Source organism: Comamonas sp. BIGb0124, assembly GCF_003752175.1.
GTDB lineage: Bacteria > Pseudomonadota > Gammaproteobacteria > Burkholderiales > Burkholderiaceae_C > Comamonas_F.
Window position 1 is genome coordinate 85,418 of sequence record NZ_RJVF01000016.1, and the last position, 17,772, is coordinate 103,189.

Consider the following 17,772-nt stretch of genomic DNA (forward strand, 5'->3'; position numbering starts at 1 on the left):
CCGGGGCCGGAATAAGGCCCAGGCGGGCCGCCGCATCACTCTGTACAAGAGACTGTCATGGACTTTTCAGGTTTTCTGGCCCAACTGCTCAACGGCCTGGCCGAAGCGTCGTCGCTGTTTTTGGTGGCGGCGGGCCTCTCGTTGATCTTCGGGGTCACGCGCATCGTCAACTTCGCGCACGGCTCCTTCTACATGCTGGGCATCTACATCGCCTACTCGCTGGTCGAGCGGCTGGGCACGGGCCCGGCCGGTGCCGTGGGCTTCTGGTTCAGCCTGGTGCTGGCCTCGCTGCTCGTGGGCGCCATCGGCGCGCTGGTCGAGGTGGTGCTGCTGCGGCGCATCTACAAGGCCCCGGAGCTGTTCCAGCTGCTGGCCACCTTCGCCCTGGTCCTGGTCGTCAACGACGCCGTGCTGTGGCTGTGGGGACCGGAAGAACTGCTGGGCCGCCGTGCGCCCGGTCTGGCCGGGTCGATCGACCTGCTGGGCCGCCAGTACCCGACCTACAACCTGCTGCTGATCGTGGTCGGCCCGCTGGTGCTGGGCTTGCTGTGGCTGTTGCTGACCCGCACCCGCTGGGGTGTGCTGGTCCGGGCGGCCACTCAGGATCGCGAGATGCTGGGTGCCCTGGGCGTGAACCAGGCCTGGCTGTTCACCGGCGTGTTTGCGCTGGGTGCGATGCTGGCCGGCCTGGGCGGAGCCATCCAGCTGCCGCGTGAACCGGCCAGCCTGATGCTGGATCTGCGCGCCATCGGCGAGGCTTTTGTGATCGTGGTGGTCGGGGGCATGGGCTCCATCCCGGGCGCCTATGTGGCCGCTCTGCTGATCGCCGAGATCAAGGCCATCTGCATCGGACTGGGCACGACCACGCTGTTCGGCATCACGATTTCGTTCTCCAAGCTCACGCTGGTGGTGGAGTTCCTGGTGATGGCCCTGGTGCTGGTATTCCGGCCGTGGGGTCTGATGGGCCGGCCGCAAGGCGCCAGCCGCAATTCCGCGCCCATCGAGGCGCCGCTGCGGCCGGGGTCGCCGCAGTTCAAGCTGCTGGCCATGGGCGTATTCATCCTGCTGGCGGTGCTGCCGCTGCTGTCGGGCTGGCTGCCCTATGCCACGGTGCTGACGCAGGATGTGCTGGTGGCCGTGCTGTTCGCGGTGAGCCTGCACTTCATCATGGGCCCGGGCGGCATGCATTCGTTCGGCCATGCGGCGTATTACGGCCTGGGCGCCTACGGTGCGGCCGTGCTGCTCAAGGCGGCCACCATGCCCATGCCGCTGGCCATGGCGCTGGCGCCGCTGATCGCGGGTGCCGGTGCGCTGGTCTTCGGCTGGTTCTGCGTGCGGCTGTCGGGGGTCTACCTGGCCATGCTGACGCTGGCGTTCTCGCAGATCGTGTGGTCGGTGGTCTTCCAGTGGGACGATTTCACGGGCGGCTCCAACGGCATGATCGGCGTGTGGCCCTCGTCGTGGCTGGATGCCACGAGCTACTACTACCTGACGCTGGCGCTGGTGGGCCTGTCGGTGTTCCTGCTGCGCCGCATCCTGTTCGCGCCGTTCGGCTACGCCCTGCGGGCCGGCCGCGACTCGGCGCTGCGGGCCGATGCGATCGGCATCGACGTCAAGCGCGTGCAGTGGATGGCGTTCGTGGTGGCGGGCGTGTTCGGCGGCTTGGCCGGCGCGCTGTACGTGTTCTCGAAGGGCAGCATCTCGCCGGACGCCATGGCCGTCGGCAAGTCGGTCGACGGGCTGGTGATGGTGCTGCTGGGCGGCATCCAGACCCTGCTGGGCCCGATCGTGGGCGCGGCCGCCTTCAACGTGCTGCAGGACTACATCATGCGCGCCACGGATTACTGGCGTGCGCTGTTCGGTGGCGTGATCCTGGTGCTGGTGCTGGTGTTCCCGCAGGGCATCGCGGGCTTCTGCCGGCAGGTGGGCGATTGGTGGCAGGCGCGCCGGGCTGCGCCCGCAAAGACGGGCGTGGCGATCGCGCCGGCGGAGAAACAAGCATGACGACTCTTTTGCAAGTACGCGACCTGAGCAAGTCGTTTGGCGGCGTGCGCGCGGTCGACGGCATCAACTTCGACCTGCACGAGGGCGAACTGCTGGCGCTCATCGGGCCCAACGGGGCCGGCAAGTCGACCACCTTCAACATGGTGGGCGGGCAACTGCAGGCCTCGGGCGGTTCGGTCAAGCTCGGCGGCCAGGAGCTGGTGGGCATGAAGCCACGCGACATCTGGCGCATGGGCGTGGGCCGGACCTTCCAGATCGCGGCCACCTTTGCCTCGCTGACGGTGGTGGAAAACGTGCAGATGGCCTTGCTGTCGCATCAGGGCCGCACCTTTGGACTGTGGAAGCCGGCGGCTTCGCAGTTCCGCGACCAGGCGCTGACGCTGCTAGAGCAGGTGGGCATGCGCCCGCAGGCCGACCGGCCGTGCAGCGAGCTGGCCTATGGCGACGTCAAGCGGGTGGAACTGGCCATGGGACTGGCCAACGATCCCAAGCTGCTGCTGATGGACGAGCCCACGGCGGGCATGGCGCCCAAGGAACGCAACGATCTGATGGCGCTGACCAAGCGCCTGGTGATCGAGCGCAAGATGGCGGTGCTGTTCACGGAGCACAGCATGGACGTGGTGTTCGCTTATGCCGACCGCATGATCGTGCTGGCGCGGGGCCGCCTGATCGCCGAGGGCAGCGCGCAGGAGATCCGCAACCATCCGAAGGTGCAGGAGGTGTACTTCGGCAGCGGCAAGACATTCGAGAAAGAGCAACAGAAAGCAGAGGCCACGGCATGAACGCAGTGCTCGATCAACAAAGCCGGCCGGCCGTGTTCGGCGCGGCCACGCCGGGCGAGCAGGCCCTGCTCGAGGTCAGCGGCCTCAACGCCTGGTACGGTGCGGCGCACATCCTGTTCGACGTGGCGCTGAATGTGCGCCGCGGCGAGGTGGTGGCGCTGATGGGCCGCAACGGCGCGGGCAAGTCGACCACGCTCAAGGCGGTGATGGGGCTGCTCAGCCGGCGCCAGGGGCAGGTGAGTTTCCTGGGGCAGGACATCACGGCCAAGGCACCGTTCGAGGTCTCGCGCATGGGCCTGGGCTTCGTGCCCGAGGACCGGCGGGTGTTCACGGACCTGACGGTGACCGAGAACCTGGAAGTGGGTCGCCAGCCCGACCGCCTGTGGCCCGACGGCAGCGAGGCGTTGAACTGGACGCCTGCGGCGCTCTACGAGCTCTTTCCCAACCTGGGGGCCATGCAGGACCGGCCGGGCGGACAGATGAGCGGTGGCGAGCAGCAGATGCTGACGGTGGCTCGCACGCTCATGGGCAACCCGTTCCTGGTGCTGCTCGACGAGCCGTCCGAGGGCGTGGCCCCGGTGATCGTCGAACAGATGGCGCACATGATCCTGGCGCTCAAGGCCAAGGGCGCGAGCATTCTGCTGTCCGAGCAGAACGTGCACTTTGCCGAGCTGGTGTCCGACCGTGCCTATGTGCTCGAGAAGGGCCAGATCAAGTACGAAGGCAGCATGGCCGAACTCGCCGCGAACGACGAGGTGCGGCGGGCCTACCTGACGGTGTAGGCACCGGAAACCCGACGCGGAACCCGCCATGATGCAAGACCAGAGCCTCGACGTGCTGGCGCAACTGCTGGCCTGGCAACGCGCGGGGTGCCGTGCGGTGCTGGTCACGGTGCTCGATACCTACGGGACCAGTCCGCGTCCGGCCGGCAGCCTGGCGGCGATCCGCGAAGACGGCGCGGTGGCGGGGTCGGTTTCTGGCGGCTGTGTCGAAGACGTCCTCACGCGTCATGTGATGGCACGCTGGGCGCAGGCCCCGGATGTGGCGTTGCCGCGCTGCGAACGCCTGTGCTACGGACAGGACGAAGCCGAGCAGGCCCGTCTGCGGCTGCCCTGCGGCAAGCAGGTGCACCTGAGCGTGGAGTATGGGCTGGAGGACGATGCGCTTGCGCATCTGGTGCAGGCCCTGCGGGCGCGGCAGACCGTGGTCCGGACGCTGGACTATGCCGACGGCCGGGTCGAGCTGGCGCCGGCCGGCAGCGGCGACCGGCCCGGCCTGGTGAGCGATGCGGGCGGACACAGCCATGTGCTGGGCCCGGCCAGCCGCCTCATTCTCATTGGCGCCAACGACGTGGCGGCCTATCTGGCGCAGATCGCGCTGACGCTGGATTTCGATGTGACGGTGTGCGAGCCGCGCGCGGCCTATCGTGCCGTGTGGCGGGTGCCCGGCGTGGCGCTCGTGGAGGCCATGCCCGACGACCTGATCCGCGGGTGCGGCTGCGATGCGCGCACGGCGGTGGTGGCCGTGTCGCACGATCCCAAGCTCGACGATCTTGCGCTCATCGAGGCGCTGGCCCTGCCGTGTTTCTACGTCGGCGTCGTGGGCTCGCGCGCCAGTGCGCCCAAGCGCCGCGAGCGGTTGTCGATGTTCGATGTGACGGCCGCGCAGATGGCGCGCCTGCACAGTCCGGCGGGATTGCCCCTGGGATCGCGGACCCCGGCCCAGATCGCGGTGTCGGTGGCCGGTGAACTGCTGGCCTGCCAGCAGGCCTTGCCGACGGCGGGGCCGGTCGGGCGCCGCAGCGAGCGGCCGATGTCGCCCGCCCTGGCTGGCGGGATCTGCCGGGCCTGAATACGCCCCTGGCAGCGGGCGCGCGCGCCATGCGCGATGATGCCGGCATGCCCGCCTGTACCTTTTCAGATCCGATACGCGACGAACTCGACTCCCCCGGCCGCCCGGCCGCCGGCGTGGTCGGGGTGTTGCTGGCCGCCGGTCACGCACGGCGCTTCGGCCGCGACAAGCGGCAGTTGCCATGGCGCGGCGGCCCGACGTTGATGGAGGCGGCGTTGCGGCCGCTGCTGTCGGTCTGCGAACGGGTGGTGGTGGTGCTGCCGCCCGGCGATGCCTGGGGCCTGCTGTGCAGCCGGGCCCATGGCGCCGGCGTGGCCTGGTCCTTTGCACGCGGCCAGGGGCTGGCCGCTTCGCTCTCGTCGGCCCTGCCGCAGGTGGGCGCGGCGCCGGCCATGCTGGTGGCGCTGGCCGACATGGGCGATGTGCAGGTGCAGACGCTGGAGCGGCTCGTGCAGGCCTGGCGCCGCCATCCCGGGCAGCTGGTGCTGCCGGTGCATGCGGGGCAGCCGGGCAATCCGCGCCTCGTTCCCCAGGTCTTCTACGAGCGGCTGGTGGGCCTCAGCGGAGACGACGGGGTTCGCCGTGCGCTGGACTGGTCGGCGGCGTTGCGGGTGCCGGTCGACGATGCCGGTGTGCTGCGGGATGTGGATGTGCCGGCGGACGCCTGATGCCATCCGCCGGCGCTCGGCGGCCCGGCCGTTGCCGGGCCCCGGGCCCCGGGCCGCGGCCTCAGCGATGCGAGAGGCGCTTGCTGGCCTGCATCAGCGAGCCGTTGCAGGTGAGTGCGAAGACCGTGAGGAACAGCGCCACGGCCATGATGGTGCGGATGTCGCCGAGGTTCATCGCATTGGTCAGCACATAACCCAGTCCCCGTTGCGAGGCGAACATCTCGCCGATGAGCACGCCCAGCAGCGTCAGCGAGAACGCCAGGCGCAGGCCCGAGACCACATCGGGCAGGATGGCGGGGAGCACCACGTGAAGAATCGACTGCCGCGTGGTCAGCCGCATCGACTGCGAGGCACGCAGAAGGACCGGGCGCATCTGCCGGATGGCGCTCATGGTGAAGACCATGATGGGGATGATGCCGTGCATCACGCCGAAGGCCACCTTGGCCGACAGGCCCAGTCCGAAGGCCAGCAGGACCAGCGGGTAGAGGGTGACCTTGGGCACGGCGTAGAGATTGAGCAGGATGGGCTCGGTGACGTCGCGCGCCAGCCGGTTGACGCCGAGGATCAGGCCGAGGACCAGGCCGCCGGCCAGCCCGATGAGCAGGGCGTAGGCCAGTGCGCGGCCGGTTTCCGCGACGTGCAGCCAGAACTCGGTGGTCTGCAGCATCTCCGCCAGGGCCAGCACGGTTTCCCAGGGCGAGGCGAGCGAGCCGCCGCCGACCATCCAGTGCAGGATTTGCCAGGCCACGACGAGCGCGGCGGCGAGTCCGCCATATTGCGTGAGGTTTTTCATGCGTTTCCTTCGGGCGGGGACTCAGCGGTGCAGGCGGGACTGCAGCCGCCGGTCGAGGGTGTTGAGCACCATGTTGACGAGCGTGACCGTGGTCAGCACGAGGAACATCAGCGCATACATGTCGTCGTTCTCGAAGTTGTTGTAGGCGTAGCCGATGGCATAACCGATGCCCGATCCGGAGAGGATGAATTCCGAGGCGATGACGCCGATGAAGGCGTAGGCCACCACCAGCTTGACGCCGGTGAACAGGTGGGGCAGGGCGGCCGGCAGCTTGACGCGCACGGCCGATTGCCAGGGCGACAGCCGCAGCACCCGCGCCGTCTTGTGCAGGGCGCGCGGGATGCGGTCGAGCCCGTTGAGCGTGGCGGTGATCATGGTGACGATCGCCAGCAGCACGGCAATGGCGATGATGGGCGCGGCCCCCACGCCCAGCACCACGATGAAGACCGGGTAGAAGATGAAGGTGGGTACGGCGTAGTAGCTGGCCAGCAGCGGCTCGAGCGCGGCACGCAGCGGCGGCACCGTGTGCACGAACAGGCCGCAGGTGAAGCCCAGCAGCACGGCCAGCACGGTGGCGACGCCGATGTTGAAGAGGCTGGAGGCGATGTCGTGGTCGAACTTGCCGTTCTGCAGCAGCGTCCAGGCGTGGCCGGCCATGGCCGAGGGAGGGATCATGGTCGTGGCCTGGATCACGCCGATGCGGCAGAGCAGTTCGATGCCTGCGATCAGCAGGGCGACCACGATCACGCGCAGCACGTTGTCCTGGAGCAGCCAGCCCGACAGGCTGCGGCTGCGGCGGCCGGGACTGCGGCGGGCCGTATCGCGGGGCGGGGCGGCGGTCTCAGTGGCCATGGGCGGCTCCCATCACCTTGAGCGACTCGACCCGGAGTTTTTCCCACAGGCGTGCATTGACTTCGCCGAAGCGCGGCGTGGAGACGATGCGGCTGTCGCGTGTCCTTTCCCAGCCGGTCTCGACGATGTCGATGAACAGGCCCGGGCGCGAGGACATCACGCCCACGCGGTCGGAGAGCATGGCGGCCTCGTCGAGTGCGTGCGTGATGAGCAGCACCGTGGCCGAGGTTTCGCGCCACAGCCGAAGCAGCTCGTCGCCCATGAGCAGGCGGGTCTGCTGGTCGAGTGCACCGAAGGGTTCGTCGAGCAGGATGAGGCGGGGTTGCTGGACCAGGGTGCGCGCGATGCACACGCGCTGGCGCATGCCGCCCGAGAGCTGGGCGGGATAGGCGCGGGCGAAGTCCTTGAGCCCCATGAAGGCCAGGGCATAGTCGACGCGGCGCTGCACCTCGGCACCGTCCATGCCGGCCATGCGCAGGGCGAACGAGATGTTGTCGCGCACGTTGAGCCACGGAAAGGAGGCGTCTTCCTGGAACACCACGCCCACGCCGTCGGGCACGCCCTTGATCTCGCGGCCTTCGAACAGCACCGCGCCGTCGGTCGGCGTGGCCAGGCCGCTGAGCGTGTCGAGCAGGGTGGACTTGCCGCAGCCCGAGGGGCCGACGACGGAGAAGAACTCGCCCTTGTGGAGCGTGAGGTCGATAGGGCCCAGGGCGTGGAAAAGCTCCTTGCTGTCGGATTTCTGGAAGTAGCGGGTCACGCCGCTGAGCGTGGCATGGGCTTCCTTCTGGACCACGCTGAGGTGGGGGGTGTCGGCGGACATGGGCGAGGGCGATCGGGCGGTGCTGTGGATGGTCATGAGGCGTTACTCGGCGCTGGCGTTAGAGCTTGCTCTTGGCTTTGACCGAGGGCGGCAACAGGCTGCTGTCGACCAGCTTGGTCCAGTCCACGCTGTCCTTGAGTTCGCCGATGAGCTTGAGGCCGTCGGTCATGCGGTCGAGTTCGACCTGGTCGAATTCGCCTTCGCTCCACATGCGCGACTTGACCATGTTGTCGACGGCTTCGCGTGCGACTTCGGGCGTGAGCTTGAAGCTGGTTTCCAGCAGCTTGGCCGCGGCGGCCGGGTCGCGATAGGTGGCGCGCACGCCGGCCTGGCGGCCTTCGATGATGGCGCGCAGCTTTTCCGGGTGCTCCTTGGCGAAGGCCCGGGTGGTGATGCCGACCGAGGTGGTCATGGGCTGCAGCACGGCGCCGGCGTTGTAGACGGTGCGGTACTTGTCCTTGCGCACGATGGACAGGGGCTCGATCAGCACGGCGCCGGCCACGGCGTTCTGTTCCAGCATGGTCAGGCCGTTGACGTAGCCGCCCGAAGCGACACGCTGAACCTGCGCGGCGTCGACGCCCTTTTCCTTGAGCACCATCAGCAGCAGCATTTCGGAGACGCCCTTGGGCGAGGTGATGGCCACCTTCTTGCCGGCCAGATCGGCGACGTCCTTGACGGGCGAATCCGGCAGGGTGACCAGGGTGGCTTCGGCCACGCTGCGGGTGCCGGTGTTGACGATGACGACATCGAGGCCCTGGCGTTGCGCGGCCAGCGCGGCCGAGACGGCGACTTCGCCGTACGGCAGCTTGCTGGCGAGGATGTTGCGCACGGTGGTGCCGCCGCCGCCGGAGGTGAGGATGCCGGTGATGTCGATGCCGGCCTTCTTGAACAGGCCCTGGTCCATCGCCACGGCGTAGGGCAGGCCGTAAAGGCTGCTGCCCCACTGGGTGACGGAGATTTCCTCGGCGTTGGCGGCGGAGGGAGCGGCCAGGGCGGCGGACATCACGAAGGACGCGCACAGGGCGGCCCGGAAGCGCTTGACGAAGGTCTGCATGGTTTCCTCGAAACGAAGTGGAAGACAGGTTCCTGTGCCTCCACGCATGCGCCGGCGTGTGTTCCGATGCAGCGTGTACAGGCGAGTACCGGGGCTGCATGCAAGCCATGTGCCAACATTAGATATCGATTGAAAAAACGAAGATTGTCGTTTTGTCGTCAATCCAATCAATAACTTAGATGTCTTATATTATTTTCGAGATGCCTTGAGGGTCGGGATCTTCGAGGTGGACCGGGGTCGGAAAGGTCGGTAGGCCGCCCGATTGCGGTGTCTTGTGGTGCATGCGCCGCGCTTGTGCGTGCTTTCTCGGTGCATGCGGCACGGCTGTGGGGCGCATGCACCGAGGCAGCCGGAGCAGCCGGCTCGAGGGCCGTGCAGCGGCCTCAGTTGGCTGCTGTCATCAGGCGGCCGAGCTCCTGGGTGGAGGGCATGCGCTGGCCGAGCTCGCCGGAGGCCTGCTCGTCGCGGGACAGGTTGTAGGCCATGGCGATGAGCACCTTGCGGGTGGTCTCGATCTCGGCCTCGGTGATGCCGGCCATGCTGACGCTGTTGACCTGTTCGGCCAGGGGGACCAGCTTCTTCTTGAGGGCGCGGCCTTGCTTGGTGAGGAAAACGTGGACCTTCTTGTTGTCGCCGGGCAAGTGGGTGCGTTCGACGTAACCCAGGCCTTCGAGCGACTTGACCGCCGTGAAGGTGGTGGGCTCGGTGACGCCGGCCCGTTCGGCCAGGGCGCGCTGGGACAGGCCGTCCTGATCCCACAGCACGCGCAGAATCGTCCAGTGGCCGTAACTCACGGTATGCGGAACGAGCCGGATCTGCAGGCTGCGGATGAAGGCGCGGGCAGCGTCCTTGACCAGGTGGGCAACACGTTCGTGGGCCAGCTGGTCGACGGCGGCGGCCAGGGCCTCGGCCTGCTCCGCAGGGTTCGAGAGCCGGGTCTGTTTCTTGGATGGACGGGCCATGGGTTGCTGTTGCTCAGTAATCTAAGGATGTCGGAGATGATATCTTGTCCGCTTCGTATCGGGGTGGCATTGCAGCCCGAAACGGAAAACCTGCTGGCTTGCTTTTTGCATGTGTAGATATCGAAGATTGTGAGAAGGTTTCGTATGCTTTCCGACCAGACCATTCAACACGTGAAGCTCTCGAGCTGGGCCGATTTCGCCCAGGCCGCCGACCAGCTCGAAGGCTGGGTTTTCCGTGGCCAGCCCAACGAGGACTGGCCGCTCGTGAGTTCGCTCACCCGCCATCTGGCACGTTACTGCCCGGACACCACGCTGTGGCCGCTGCGCGAGGAACGTGCGATCCGGGTGTTCCGGCGCAAGGCCCATGTGTACCTGCAGGATGGCTCGGTGCTGGAAGACGATCTGCGCTGCCTGGCGCTGATGCAGCATCACGGCGCGCCCACGCGGCTGGTCGATTTCACCAAGTCGCCGTTCGTGGCGGCCTTCTTCGCGCTCTGGCATCTGCAGGGCGATGCAGCGGTCTTCGCGCTCAATACACCGGCGCTTTGGAAAGCCGCGCCACGCTTCGATCCGTCGCTGCACCGCGATGTCATCGACCTGCGCAAGCCGGGGAACTATCAGCGTTATTTCGCCAACAACAACCATGGCCTGGTCTGGTTTGGCGAGCCCAATCAGATGGATGCCCGGCTGGTCGCCCAGTCGGGCATTCTGGTGGTTCCGGGCATGCTGGACGTGCCGCTCGAAACGTTGTTGGCAGGCTACGACAGCGACGAACCGCTGTTGCGCAAGTTCATCTTGCCGGCGCAGGTCCGCGAGGAGGCGTTGCGTGCGCTCTACCGCATGAATATCACGGCGGCGACGCTGTTTCCCGGGCTCGACGGGCTGGCGCGTTCGATCGGCTACGAGCTGGAAATGGTCTGGGAGCAGCTCATCGTGGACTACCGGCAGAGGTTGTCGACAGACTGAATCCCGACGCATGCGTGCCGGTCCGCAGGGGCTGGACGAGAGCGCAAAAAAACGCTTTAAATTTATTCGATCTCTAAGTTAAACTGGAACCTGTTCCTCGTCTCAACGAAAAATCCGCAACGAAAGCAAACCATGTACGACCGCTACGCAACTGAAAAACTGATCGACCTGTGGCTGACCGAAGACATCGGCGCCTGCGACCTCACGGTGCAGACCATGATCGAGCCCACCGAGCAAGGTCATTTCGTGATGAATGCACGCGAGAGCCTGATCGTCGCCGGCATCGACATCGCCGCACGGGTGTTCCAGAAATACGACCCGACGCTGGCGGTCGAGGTCCATGTGGCGGACGGCGAGCGTGTGGGCAAGGGCAAGGTGCTGATGACGGTCAAGGGCAGCGCACGCAGCGTGCTGACGGCCGAACGCACGGCGCTCAACCTCATGCAGCGCCTGAGCGGCATTGCCAACGAGACGGCACGCTATGTGCAGGCCATCGAAGGCACACGCGCCCAGCTGATCGACAGCCGCAAGACCACGCCCGGCCTGCGCATGCTCGAGAAGCACGCCGTGCTGTGCGGCGGCGGCCTCAACCACCGCCTGGCGCTGGACAACGGCGTGATGGTCAAGGACAACCACATCGCCGTCTGCGGCAGCATTGCCGAGGCCGTCGCCCGCGTGCGCCGCAAGCTGCCGGTGCTGACCAAGCTGGAAGTGGAGTGCGATCGCGTCGACCAGGTGCGCGAGGCGCTGGCGGCCGGCGTGGACGTCATCATGCTCGACAACATGTCGCTGCCCGACATGGCCGAGTCCGTGGCGATCGTGGCCGGACGCACCAAGGTGGAAGCTTCGGGCGGCATCCGCCTGGAAACCATCCGTCCCATCGCCGAGACCGGCGTGGACTACATCTCGACCAGCAAGATCACCCAGTCGGCCCCGGCCGTGGACATCGGCCTGGACGAAGCATGAGCACCGAGCGGTCCGCCGCCGCAGGGACCTTCTTTTTTGTCGTGGGCCCCAGCGGTGCGGGCAAGGACACGCTGATCGACGGCGCGCGCCAGGCCCTGGCCGGCCGGCCCTATGTGTTTGCACGCCGGGTCATCACCCGGCCGGCCGGCGCGGCGGGCGAGGACCACGAGGCCGAAACGGCCGAAGGTTTCGAGAGGCGCCGGGCCGCGGGCGATTTCCTGATGACCTGGCGTGCCCATGGCCTGGATTACGGCCTGCCGGCGAGCTTGCTGGGCGTGCTGGCTGCGGGCTCGCACGTGGTGGCCAACGGGTCGCGTGCCATGGTGGCGACGCTTGCCGAACGCCTGCCCGGCCTGGTGGTGGTCGAGGTCTGCGCGCCGCCCGAAGTGCTGGCCCGGCGCATTGCCGGACGCGGGCGCGAGACGGCCCAGGAGGTACTGGCCCGTCTGGCCCGCCAGGTCGATCCCCTGCCGACCGGCCTGCTGCGCCAGCGGGTGGTCAACGACGGCGATCCGGCGCAAGGCATCGCCCGTTTTCTGCAGGTGCTGAGCCAGCCCGTGACGAACCGCGTGGTTCGCCGGCTGGGTCTGGACACGGGGGGTGAAAGCCTGGTGCTGGCGCCTTGCGCGAGCTGGCCGGCCGCCAGCCGCCTGCGTCTGCAAGGGCCGGCCGGTGCGCTGGCCGATGTGCGGGTGCTGGCCCGGATGCATCCGCACGAGCCGGTTCGCATGCGGGCGGCCTTGCAGGCGAATGTGCAGGCACGGGTGGCGACCTGCGTGTCGGCAGCGCCGCAGGATGTACTCGCCGAGGTCGCTCCTGCGCTGCAGACGGGCGAGCTGGGCTTGCCTTCCGGCCTGATGCAGCGTCTGGGGCTGGACGAGGGGCAGACGGTGCGTGTGCTGCCCACGCTGGAGGCCAGCAGCCGGACCTGGCTGGGGCACAAGCTACGCGGCGGGCGGCTGGCGGCATCCGAATACGAGGCGGTGTTTCTCGATGCGCTGGATGGCCGCTACACCGAAGCCGAGCTCACGGCGTTTCTGGTGGCCACGACGCGGGCGCTGGATGCCGACGAGACCCTGGCGTTGGCGCAGGCCCGCACCCGGCTGGCCAAGCCCATGGTGTGGGACGAGGCCATGGTGGTGGACAAGCACTCGCTGGGGGGCGTGCCGGGCAGCCGCATCACGCTCGTCGTGGTGCCGATCGTGGCGGCGCATGGGCTGGCCATGCCCAAGGCGTCGTCGCGTGCCATTACGTCGGCAGCCGGCACGGCCGATGCGATGGCCGTGCTGGCCAACGTGGTTTTGTCGCCGCAGGACGTGCGGCGCTGCGTGCGCGAGGCACGGGCCTGCATCGCCTGGAACGGCCGCATCAGCCATTCGGTGATCGACGACGTGATGAACCGCATCACCCGCCCGATGGGGCTGGAGACCGGGGCCTGGTCGGTCGCCTCCATCCTGTCGAAGAAGGTGACGGCGGGGGTGACCCATCTGCTGGTGGATGTGCCTTACGGGCCGCACACCAAACAAGCCGACGAAACCCAGGCGCAGGCGCTCTGCACCTTGTTCGAACAGGTGGGCCGGGGGCTGGGACTGACGGTGCGTGCGCTGGCCACCGACGGCACGCGGCCGATCGGCCGAGGGATCGGTCCGGCGCTGGAAGTGCGCGACGTGCAGCAGGTGTTGGCGCGCGATCCGGCCGCACCGCACGATCTGCGGGCCAAGGCCTTGCGTTTTGCGGCGCATGTCCTGGCTTGGGATCCGGCCGTCGGCTCGGTCGAGCGCGGGCTGGAGGTGGCCCGCCATCTGTTGGACAGCGGCGCGGCGCAGACGGCCCTGGCGCGCATCGTGGCGGCCCAGGGGCCGGCCGCAGCGGTGGCGCCGGCGTCGCATTCGGCCGAGATCGATGCCGGGTGTTCGGGCCGTGTCGTCGAGATCGACGGCTGGACCGTCGCCGGCCTGGCGCGCTCGGCCGGTGCGCCGCAGCACCCGGGCGCGGGCATCGACCTGTTGTGCGGCGTGGGCGACACGGTGCAGGCCGGACAGGCCCTGTACCGCGTTCACGCGGCCAGCGAGACGCTGCTGCAGTCGGTGCTGGCCCAGGCGGCTGCGGTGCCAGGCGGCGGTGTTCGCGTGGCCGGCGGCGACATGGCGTGAAGTGACGCGATGCGGGCGCCCGGTGCGCCCGCATCGCCAACCATGCGGCTTTCCCCCGAAAGGCCGGCATGCAGTCCCGCCTGTCCTCGCGGATCGGCCGGGGCGGGAAACCCCAGGTGGCTCATGACTGCCTGGGGTTTCTTTTTGGGTGGTCAGGGCGCATGCCCCTGCCGTACCCGGGCCACGGCGGCGGCGCTGTCCGTCCAGGCCGGTTGGTCCGGTGCGAAGCGGGCCCGCAGGTAACCGAGCAGGTCGGCGATCTGGCTGTCGTCGAGGCTGTCCTGGAAACCGGGCATGTAGCCCAGTTCGCCGTTGGCCGGGTCCTGGATGCCGTGCAGGATGACCTGGACGAGGTTGTCGGGCTGCGCGCTGTGGACGTTGGTGTTGAGCGCCAGCGAAGGCTTGACGCCGAACAGCGTCGGCCCCTGGCCCGCTTCGTGGCAGGCGGCGCAGGCGTTCTGGTAGAGGCGTTCGCCGTTGACGTGGGCGGCGTAGACGGGTGTCGCAGTCGTGCCGGCCGCCGGTGTCCGAGCGGCCGCCGCCGTGTCCGCGGGCAGCGCCGCCAGGGCCTGGGGCGCAAGGGTGGCCGGGGCTGTTGGCGTTGGCGTTGGCGTTGGCGTCCGGGCGTCTGCCGAAGCCGTCTGTGCAGGCGACTCGGGCGACAGGGCCATCAGGTAGGTCGAGATGGCGCGCACATCCTGCTCCGGCAGCTCGGCCAGGCCATGGATCACGGGAGCCATGGGGCCGGCCGCGACGCCGTGGCGGGTCGAGAAACCGGTCCGCATGTACTGGTACAGTTCCTCCGCGGTCCACGGCCGGGGTCCTTCGGCCAGCCGGTTGAGCGCGGGCGCGTTCCAGCCTTCGGCGCTGCCGCCGGCCAGGAAGTTGGCCGTGCCGGTCTTTTCGCCGCCCAGGCTGTTGCGTGGCGTGTGACAGGCGCCGCAGTGGCCCGCGCCCTGCACCAGGTAGGCGCCGCGGTTCCATTCGAGGCTCTGCGTGGGATCGGGCCGATAGGGCGTGTTGTCGTGGAACAGCATGTTCCAGCCGGCCAGCGTGGGGCGCAGGTTGTAGGGGAAGGCCAGTTCGGTCCTGGGCGGCTCGGCGCGCACGGCGGGCTGCGACATCAGGTAGCCGTAGAGCGCCTGCATGTCGGCATCGCTCATCTTGGCGAAGGCCGTGTAGGGAAAGGCGGGGTAGAGCTGCCGGCCGTCCTGGTGCACGCCTTCGCGCATGGCCCGCTCGAAAGCGCTGTACGACCAGCGGCCGATGCCGGTGTCGTTGTCGGGCGTGATGTTGGTGCTGTAGATGGTGCCGAAGGGGGTGTCCAGCCCCAGGCCGCCCGCGTTGGCCTCGCCACCCGCCGCAGTGTGGCAGACGATGCAGTCGCCCGCGGCGGCCACTAGCCGGCCCCGCTCGATGGCGGCTGCGGAATAGAGCGAGACGTCGGGTCCGGCCGTGGGAGCGATGGGCGCCTTGACCGGCCAGGCCATGGCGGCCAGGCCCGCGGCGGCGGTTGCCCCGGCGGCCAGCCAGCCCCAGGTCTTCCTGAACCAGGCGGCAGACGAGGCACCCCGGCCGCGCACGGCCGGCGGCGCTTGCAGGGCCAGGCGCAACTGTTCGGCATCGAAGGGGGCCTGGCGCAGCCGCACGCCGGTGGCGTCGTAAATGGCATTGGCCACGGCGGCGGCGGCGGGCAGCGTGAGCACGCCGTCGAGCGCCAGGCGGCCCTGATCGACCGCCGGCCGGCTGGCGTCGGGCTCGGCGGTGGGCACGGGCAAGTCGGACGGGGTGACTGCCGGGGCGATGGCGGTCGAGGCCTGCGCGCTGCCGCCTGCGGTTTCGGGCGGCAGTGCGCCCCAGTCGTCGAAGCGCGCGGGCGCCGCCAGCAACTGGCGGGCCTGTGCCAGCAGGTGGGCGTCGTCGATCGGTGCGCTGCGTGCGGGTGACAGCGACTGGCTGTCGTGGCCGACGACGACCCGCGTCACATCGATCTGGCCGCTGGCCGGGTCGATGGCGACTTCGGCCACCCACGCGCTCCAGGCCGTGCCGCCGGCTTCGGGCGCCTGCGCATAGGCGAAGCCCCGGCCGCGCAGTCGGGTGTCGGGCCGGGTCTGCGTCGACAGCGCCTGCGCGTTGCCGGCGACGCCGCCGGCCGGCTGCCAGTCGGCGCGTGCGGCGACATCGCGGACCAGTCGGCGGGCCGGCTCGCTGGCCAGGCGCTCCAGGCGGTAGGCCACCGGGTCCTGGCCATGGCGGCGGCTGTACTCGTCGACCAGGCTTTCCTGGGCAAACACCTGTGCGGCCAGCAGGTGGGTGCCGTCCGCGTGGTTGAGCGGGGCCGCACCGGCGGCTGCCGTGCGGCGGATGGCCACCAGCTCGGCAGGAGCCGCTTCGGCCTGCGGCGTGGCCTGGGCCGGCTGGCTCAGCAGGCGGGCCAGGCTGGGCCGCACGGCCCACGGCGCTTCGGCCTGCAGGACCGGTGGGCTCGCGCTGGCCGGTGCGGTGCCGGTGTCGGCGGATTCGGCCTCGCCGTCGTCAGCCGAACCGGGTGGAGCCGACGGTGCGCCCGGCGTGCCGTCGGCGCCGTCCGTGAAGGGCGGGCAGACCGGCACGGCCAGCTCGAGCCGCACGGGCGGGCGGCTGCCTGCATGCAGGGCAACACGCACCGGACGACCGGTCGCGCGCGACAGCAGGGCCGCGTCGGCGGCGGCATCCACGGCCGAGAGGACGTCCGCCGCCGCCGTGCCGGCCGGCTCGGTGGACACCACCACGATCTGGTGTTCGTCCCACTGGAGCAGGCGGGCGAGCTCGCGGCGGCATGGGTCGAGGTGTTCGGGGGCGAGCGGCAGCCACACGGTGGCGGCGCGCTGCAGGCACCAGGCGACGGCCTCGCCCGAGACCGCTGCGCCGGCCGTACCGGGCGACCAGATGTAGCGCGTGTCGTCTGCGGCGGTGGCCGGGGTGGGGGGGCGCCGGGCCTGCGCTGCCTGCTGCAGCGTGGGGTCGGGCCTGTGCCAGCGGAGCTGCAGGCTGTCGGCGGCCTGGCGGGCCAGGATGGGCGAGACGGCGGCCAGGCCGACGTAGTGCTGGATGCGCACCGCAGCGATCACGCCGGGCAGCGCCTGGGCGTGGGCCAGATCCATCGATTCGAGCAGATCGCCGCGGTAGCGGCTGCCGTCCCACGCCAGGGTCGGCGGCCGCAGCACGGCGCCGTGCAGGACCTCGCGCGGCAGCGTGGGCGGGGGGGAGGGCGGGGCCTTGGGGCTGGCCTGCGGATCCGTGAGGTCCATGGGGTTCGGGGGGCTGTGGGCTGTCAATCGGCGCCGGGCGGCATATCGTCCGGAGTGGCCAATGGGCCCAATCGGGCCGATGCGGCTGCATGGAGATCCACGGCCCGGTGGGCGGCCCGCAGGATCTCGATATGGGTGCCGCAGCGGCACAGGTTGTGGTGCAGTTCCTGGCGGATCTCGTGGTCGGTGGGCTGCGGCTTGCGGCGCAGCAGGGCCTCGGTGGTCATGATCATGCCGTTGAGGCAGTAACCGCACTGCGCGGCCTGGCAGTCGATGAAGGCCTGCTGCGTGGGGCCGGGCCGGCCGGCGCAGGCCAGTCCTTCGAGGGTGGTCACGCGGCGTCCGGCCACGCCCTTGACGGGGATCACGCACGAGCGGGCGGCCACACCGTCGACCAGCACGGTGCAGGCCCCGCATTCACCCAGACCGCAACCGTACTTGGGGCCGTTGAGTTCGAGGTCGTTGCGCAGCACGTAGAGCAGCGGCGTGCCCGGAGCCGCCGCCACCCGGCAGGCCTGGCCGTTGACCTCGAGGGTCAGCGGCTCGGACGTGCCGGTCGGGGCGGGCGCGGGGTGGACGTGCGGGGATGGACTGCTGCTCATGATGGG

15 protein-coding genes are annotated in these 17,772 nt (G+C 69.3%); 8 read left to right on the forward strand and 7 right to left on the reverse strand.

Annotated elements, in window-relative coordinates:
• Positions 1–57 precede the first annotated feature (57 nt).
• From EC845_RS21345 to EC845_RS21365, 5 genes are read left to right on the forward strand one after another with little or no spacing between them, the layout of a single operon-like run.
• On the forward strand, positions 58–2,004 hold the full coding sequence (locus EC845_RS21345; protein WP_123300382.1) for an ABC transporter permease: 1,947 nt from the start codon (positions 58–60) through the stop codon (positions 2,002–2,004).
• A complete protein-coding gene (locus tag EC845_RS21350; protein WP_123300385.1) occupies positions 2,001–2,786 on the forward strand; it encodes an ABC transporter ATP-binding protein in 786 nt (261 codons plus the stop codon). The genes EC845_RS21345 and EC845_RS21350 overlap by 4 nt, the downstream gene beginning before the upstream one ends.
• Entirely contained in the window at positions 2,783–3,568 is a 786-nt protein-coding gene (locus EC845_RS21355) for an ABC transporter ATP-binding protein (protein ID WP_123300387.1), read from the forward strand. The genes EC845_RS21350 and EC845_RS21355 overlap by 4 nt, the downstream gene beginning before the upstream one ends.
• Before the next feature lie 28 nt (positions 3,569–3,596).
• On the forward strand, positions 3,597–4,637 hold the full coding sequence (locus EC845_RS21360) for an XdhC family protein (protein WP_123300389.1): 1,041 nt from the start codon (positions 3,597–3,599) through the stop codon (positions 4,635–4,637).
• A gap of 47 nt (positions 4,638–4,684) precedes the next feature.
• Positions 4,685–5,305, forward strand: coding sequence for a nucleotidyltransferase family protein (locus EC845_RS21365; protein ID WP_158615750.1), 621 nt, complete (start codon positions 4,685–4,687; stop codon positions 5,303–5,305).
• A 61-nt stretch (positions 5,306–5,366) separates the two neighbouring features.
• On the opposite strand, the gene EC845_RS21370 is transcribed toward EC845_RS21365, so the two are convergent.
• The 5 genes from EC845_RS21370 to EC845_RS21390 all read right to left on the reverse strand — a co-directional run bounded on the left by EC845_RS21370 (position 5,367) and on the right by EC845_RS21390 (position 9,789).
• Positions 5,367–6,098: an ABC transporter permease gene (locus EC845_RS21370; RefSeq protein WP_123300393.1), complete on the reverse strand. Its 732-nt coding sequence runs from the start codon at positions 6,096–6,098 to the stop codon at positions 5,367–5,369.
• Between the two features lie 21 nt (positions 6,099–6,119).
• On the reverse strand, positions 6,120–6,950 hold the full coding sequence (locus tag EC845_RS21375; protein ID WP_123300395.1) for an ABC transporter permease: 831 nt from the start codon (positions 6,948–6,950) through the stop codon (positions 6,120–6,122).
• A complete protein-coding gene (locus EC845_RS21380) occupies positions 6,940–7,809 on the reverse strand; it encodes an ABC transporter ATP-binding protein (protein ID WP_233598212.1) in 870 nt (289 codons plus the stop codon). Before EC845_RS21380 ends, EC845_RS21375 begins: the two co-directional genes overlap by 11 nt.
• Before the next feature lie 22 nt (positions 7,810–7,831).
• Positions 7,832–8,827: an ABC transporter substrate-binding protein gene (locus tag EC845_RS21385; protein ID WP_123300396.1), complete on the reverse strand. Its 996-nt coding sequence runs from the start codon at positions 8,825–8,827 to the stop codon at positions 7,832–7,834.
• Positions 8,828–9,210: 383 nt separating this feature from the next.
• Entirely contained in the window at positions 9,211–9,789 is a 579-nt protein-coding gene (locus tag EC845_RS21390) for a MarR family winged helix-turn-helix transcriptional regulator (protein WP_123300398.1), read from the reverse strand.
• A 144-nt stretch (positions 9,790–9,933) separates the two neighbouring features.
• Between EC845_RS21390 and EC845_RS21395 the strand changes: the two genes are divergently transcribed.
• The 3 genes from EC845_RS21395 to phnN all read left to right on the forward strand — a co-directional run bounded on the left by EC845_RS21395 (position 9,934) and on the right by phnN (position 13,874).
• Positions 9,934–10,755 carry an FRG domain-containing protein gene (locus EC845_RS21395; protein ID WP_123300400.1) on the forward strand — a complete coding sequence of 274 codons (822 nt, stop codon included), beginning with the start codon at positions 9,934–9,936 and terminating at the stop codon, positions 10,753–10,755.
• A gap of 132 nt (positions 10,756–10,887) precedes the next feature.
• Positions 10,888–11,721 carry a carboxylating nicotinate-nucleotide diphosphorylase gene (gene nadC, locus EC845_RS21400; protein ID WP_123300402.1) on the forward strand — a complete coding sequence of 278 codons (834 nt, stop codon included), beginning with the start codon at positions 10,888–10,890 and terminating at the stop codon, positions 11,719–11,721.
• Positions 11,718–13,874: a phosphonate metabolism protein/1,5-bisphosphokinase (PRPP-forming) PhnN gene (phnN, locus tag EC845_RS21405; protein ID WP_123300405.1), complete on the forward strand. Its 2,157-nt coding sequence runs from the start codon at positions 11,718–11,720 to the stop codon at positions 13,872–13,874. The genes nadC and phnN overlap by 4 nt, the downstream gene beginning before the upstream one ends.
• Positions 13,875–14,026: 152 nt before the next feature.
• Here the strand turns inward: phnN and EC845_RS21410 are convergent, their stop codons facing one another.
• Positions 14,027–17,164, reverse strand: a complete 3,138-nt coding sequence (locus EC845_RS21410; protein WP_123300406.1) for a c-type cytochrome — start codon at positions 17,162–17,164, stop codon at positions 14,027–14,029.
• 23 nt (positions 17,165–17,187) lie between these two features.
• Positions 17,188–17,766 (reverse strand): (2Fe-2S)-binding protein, encoded by a 579-nt coding sequence (locus tag EC845_RS21415; protein WP_123300408.1) that lies wholly within the window; start codon positions 17,764–17,766, stop codon positions 17,188–17,190.
• Between the last annotated feature and the right edge of the window lie 6 nt (positions 17,767–17,772).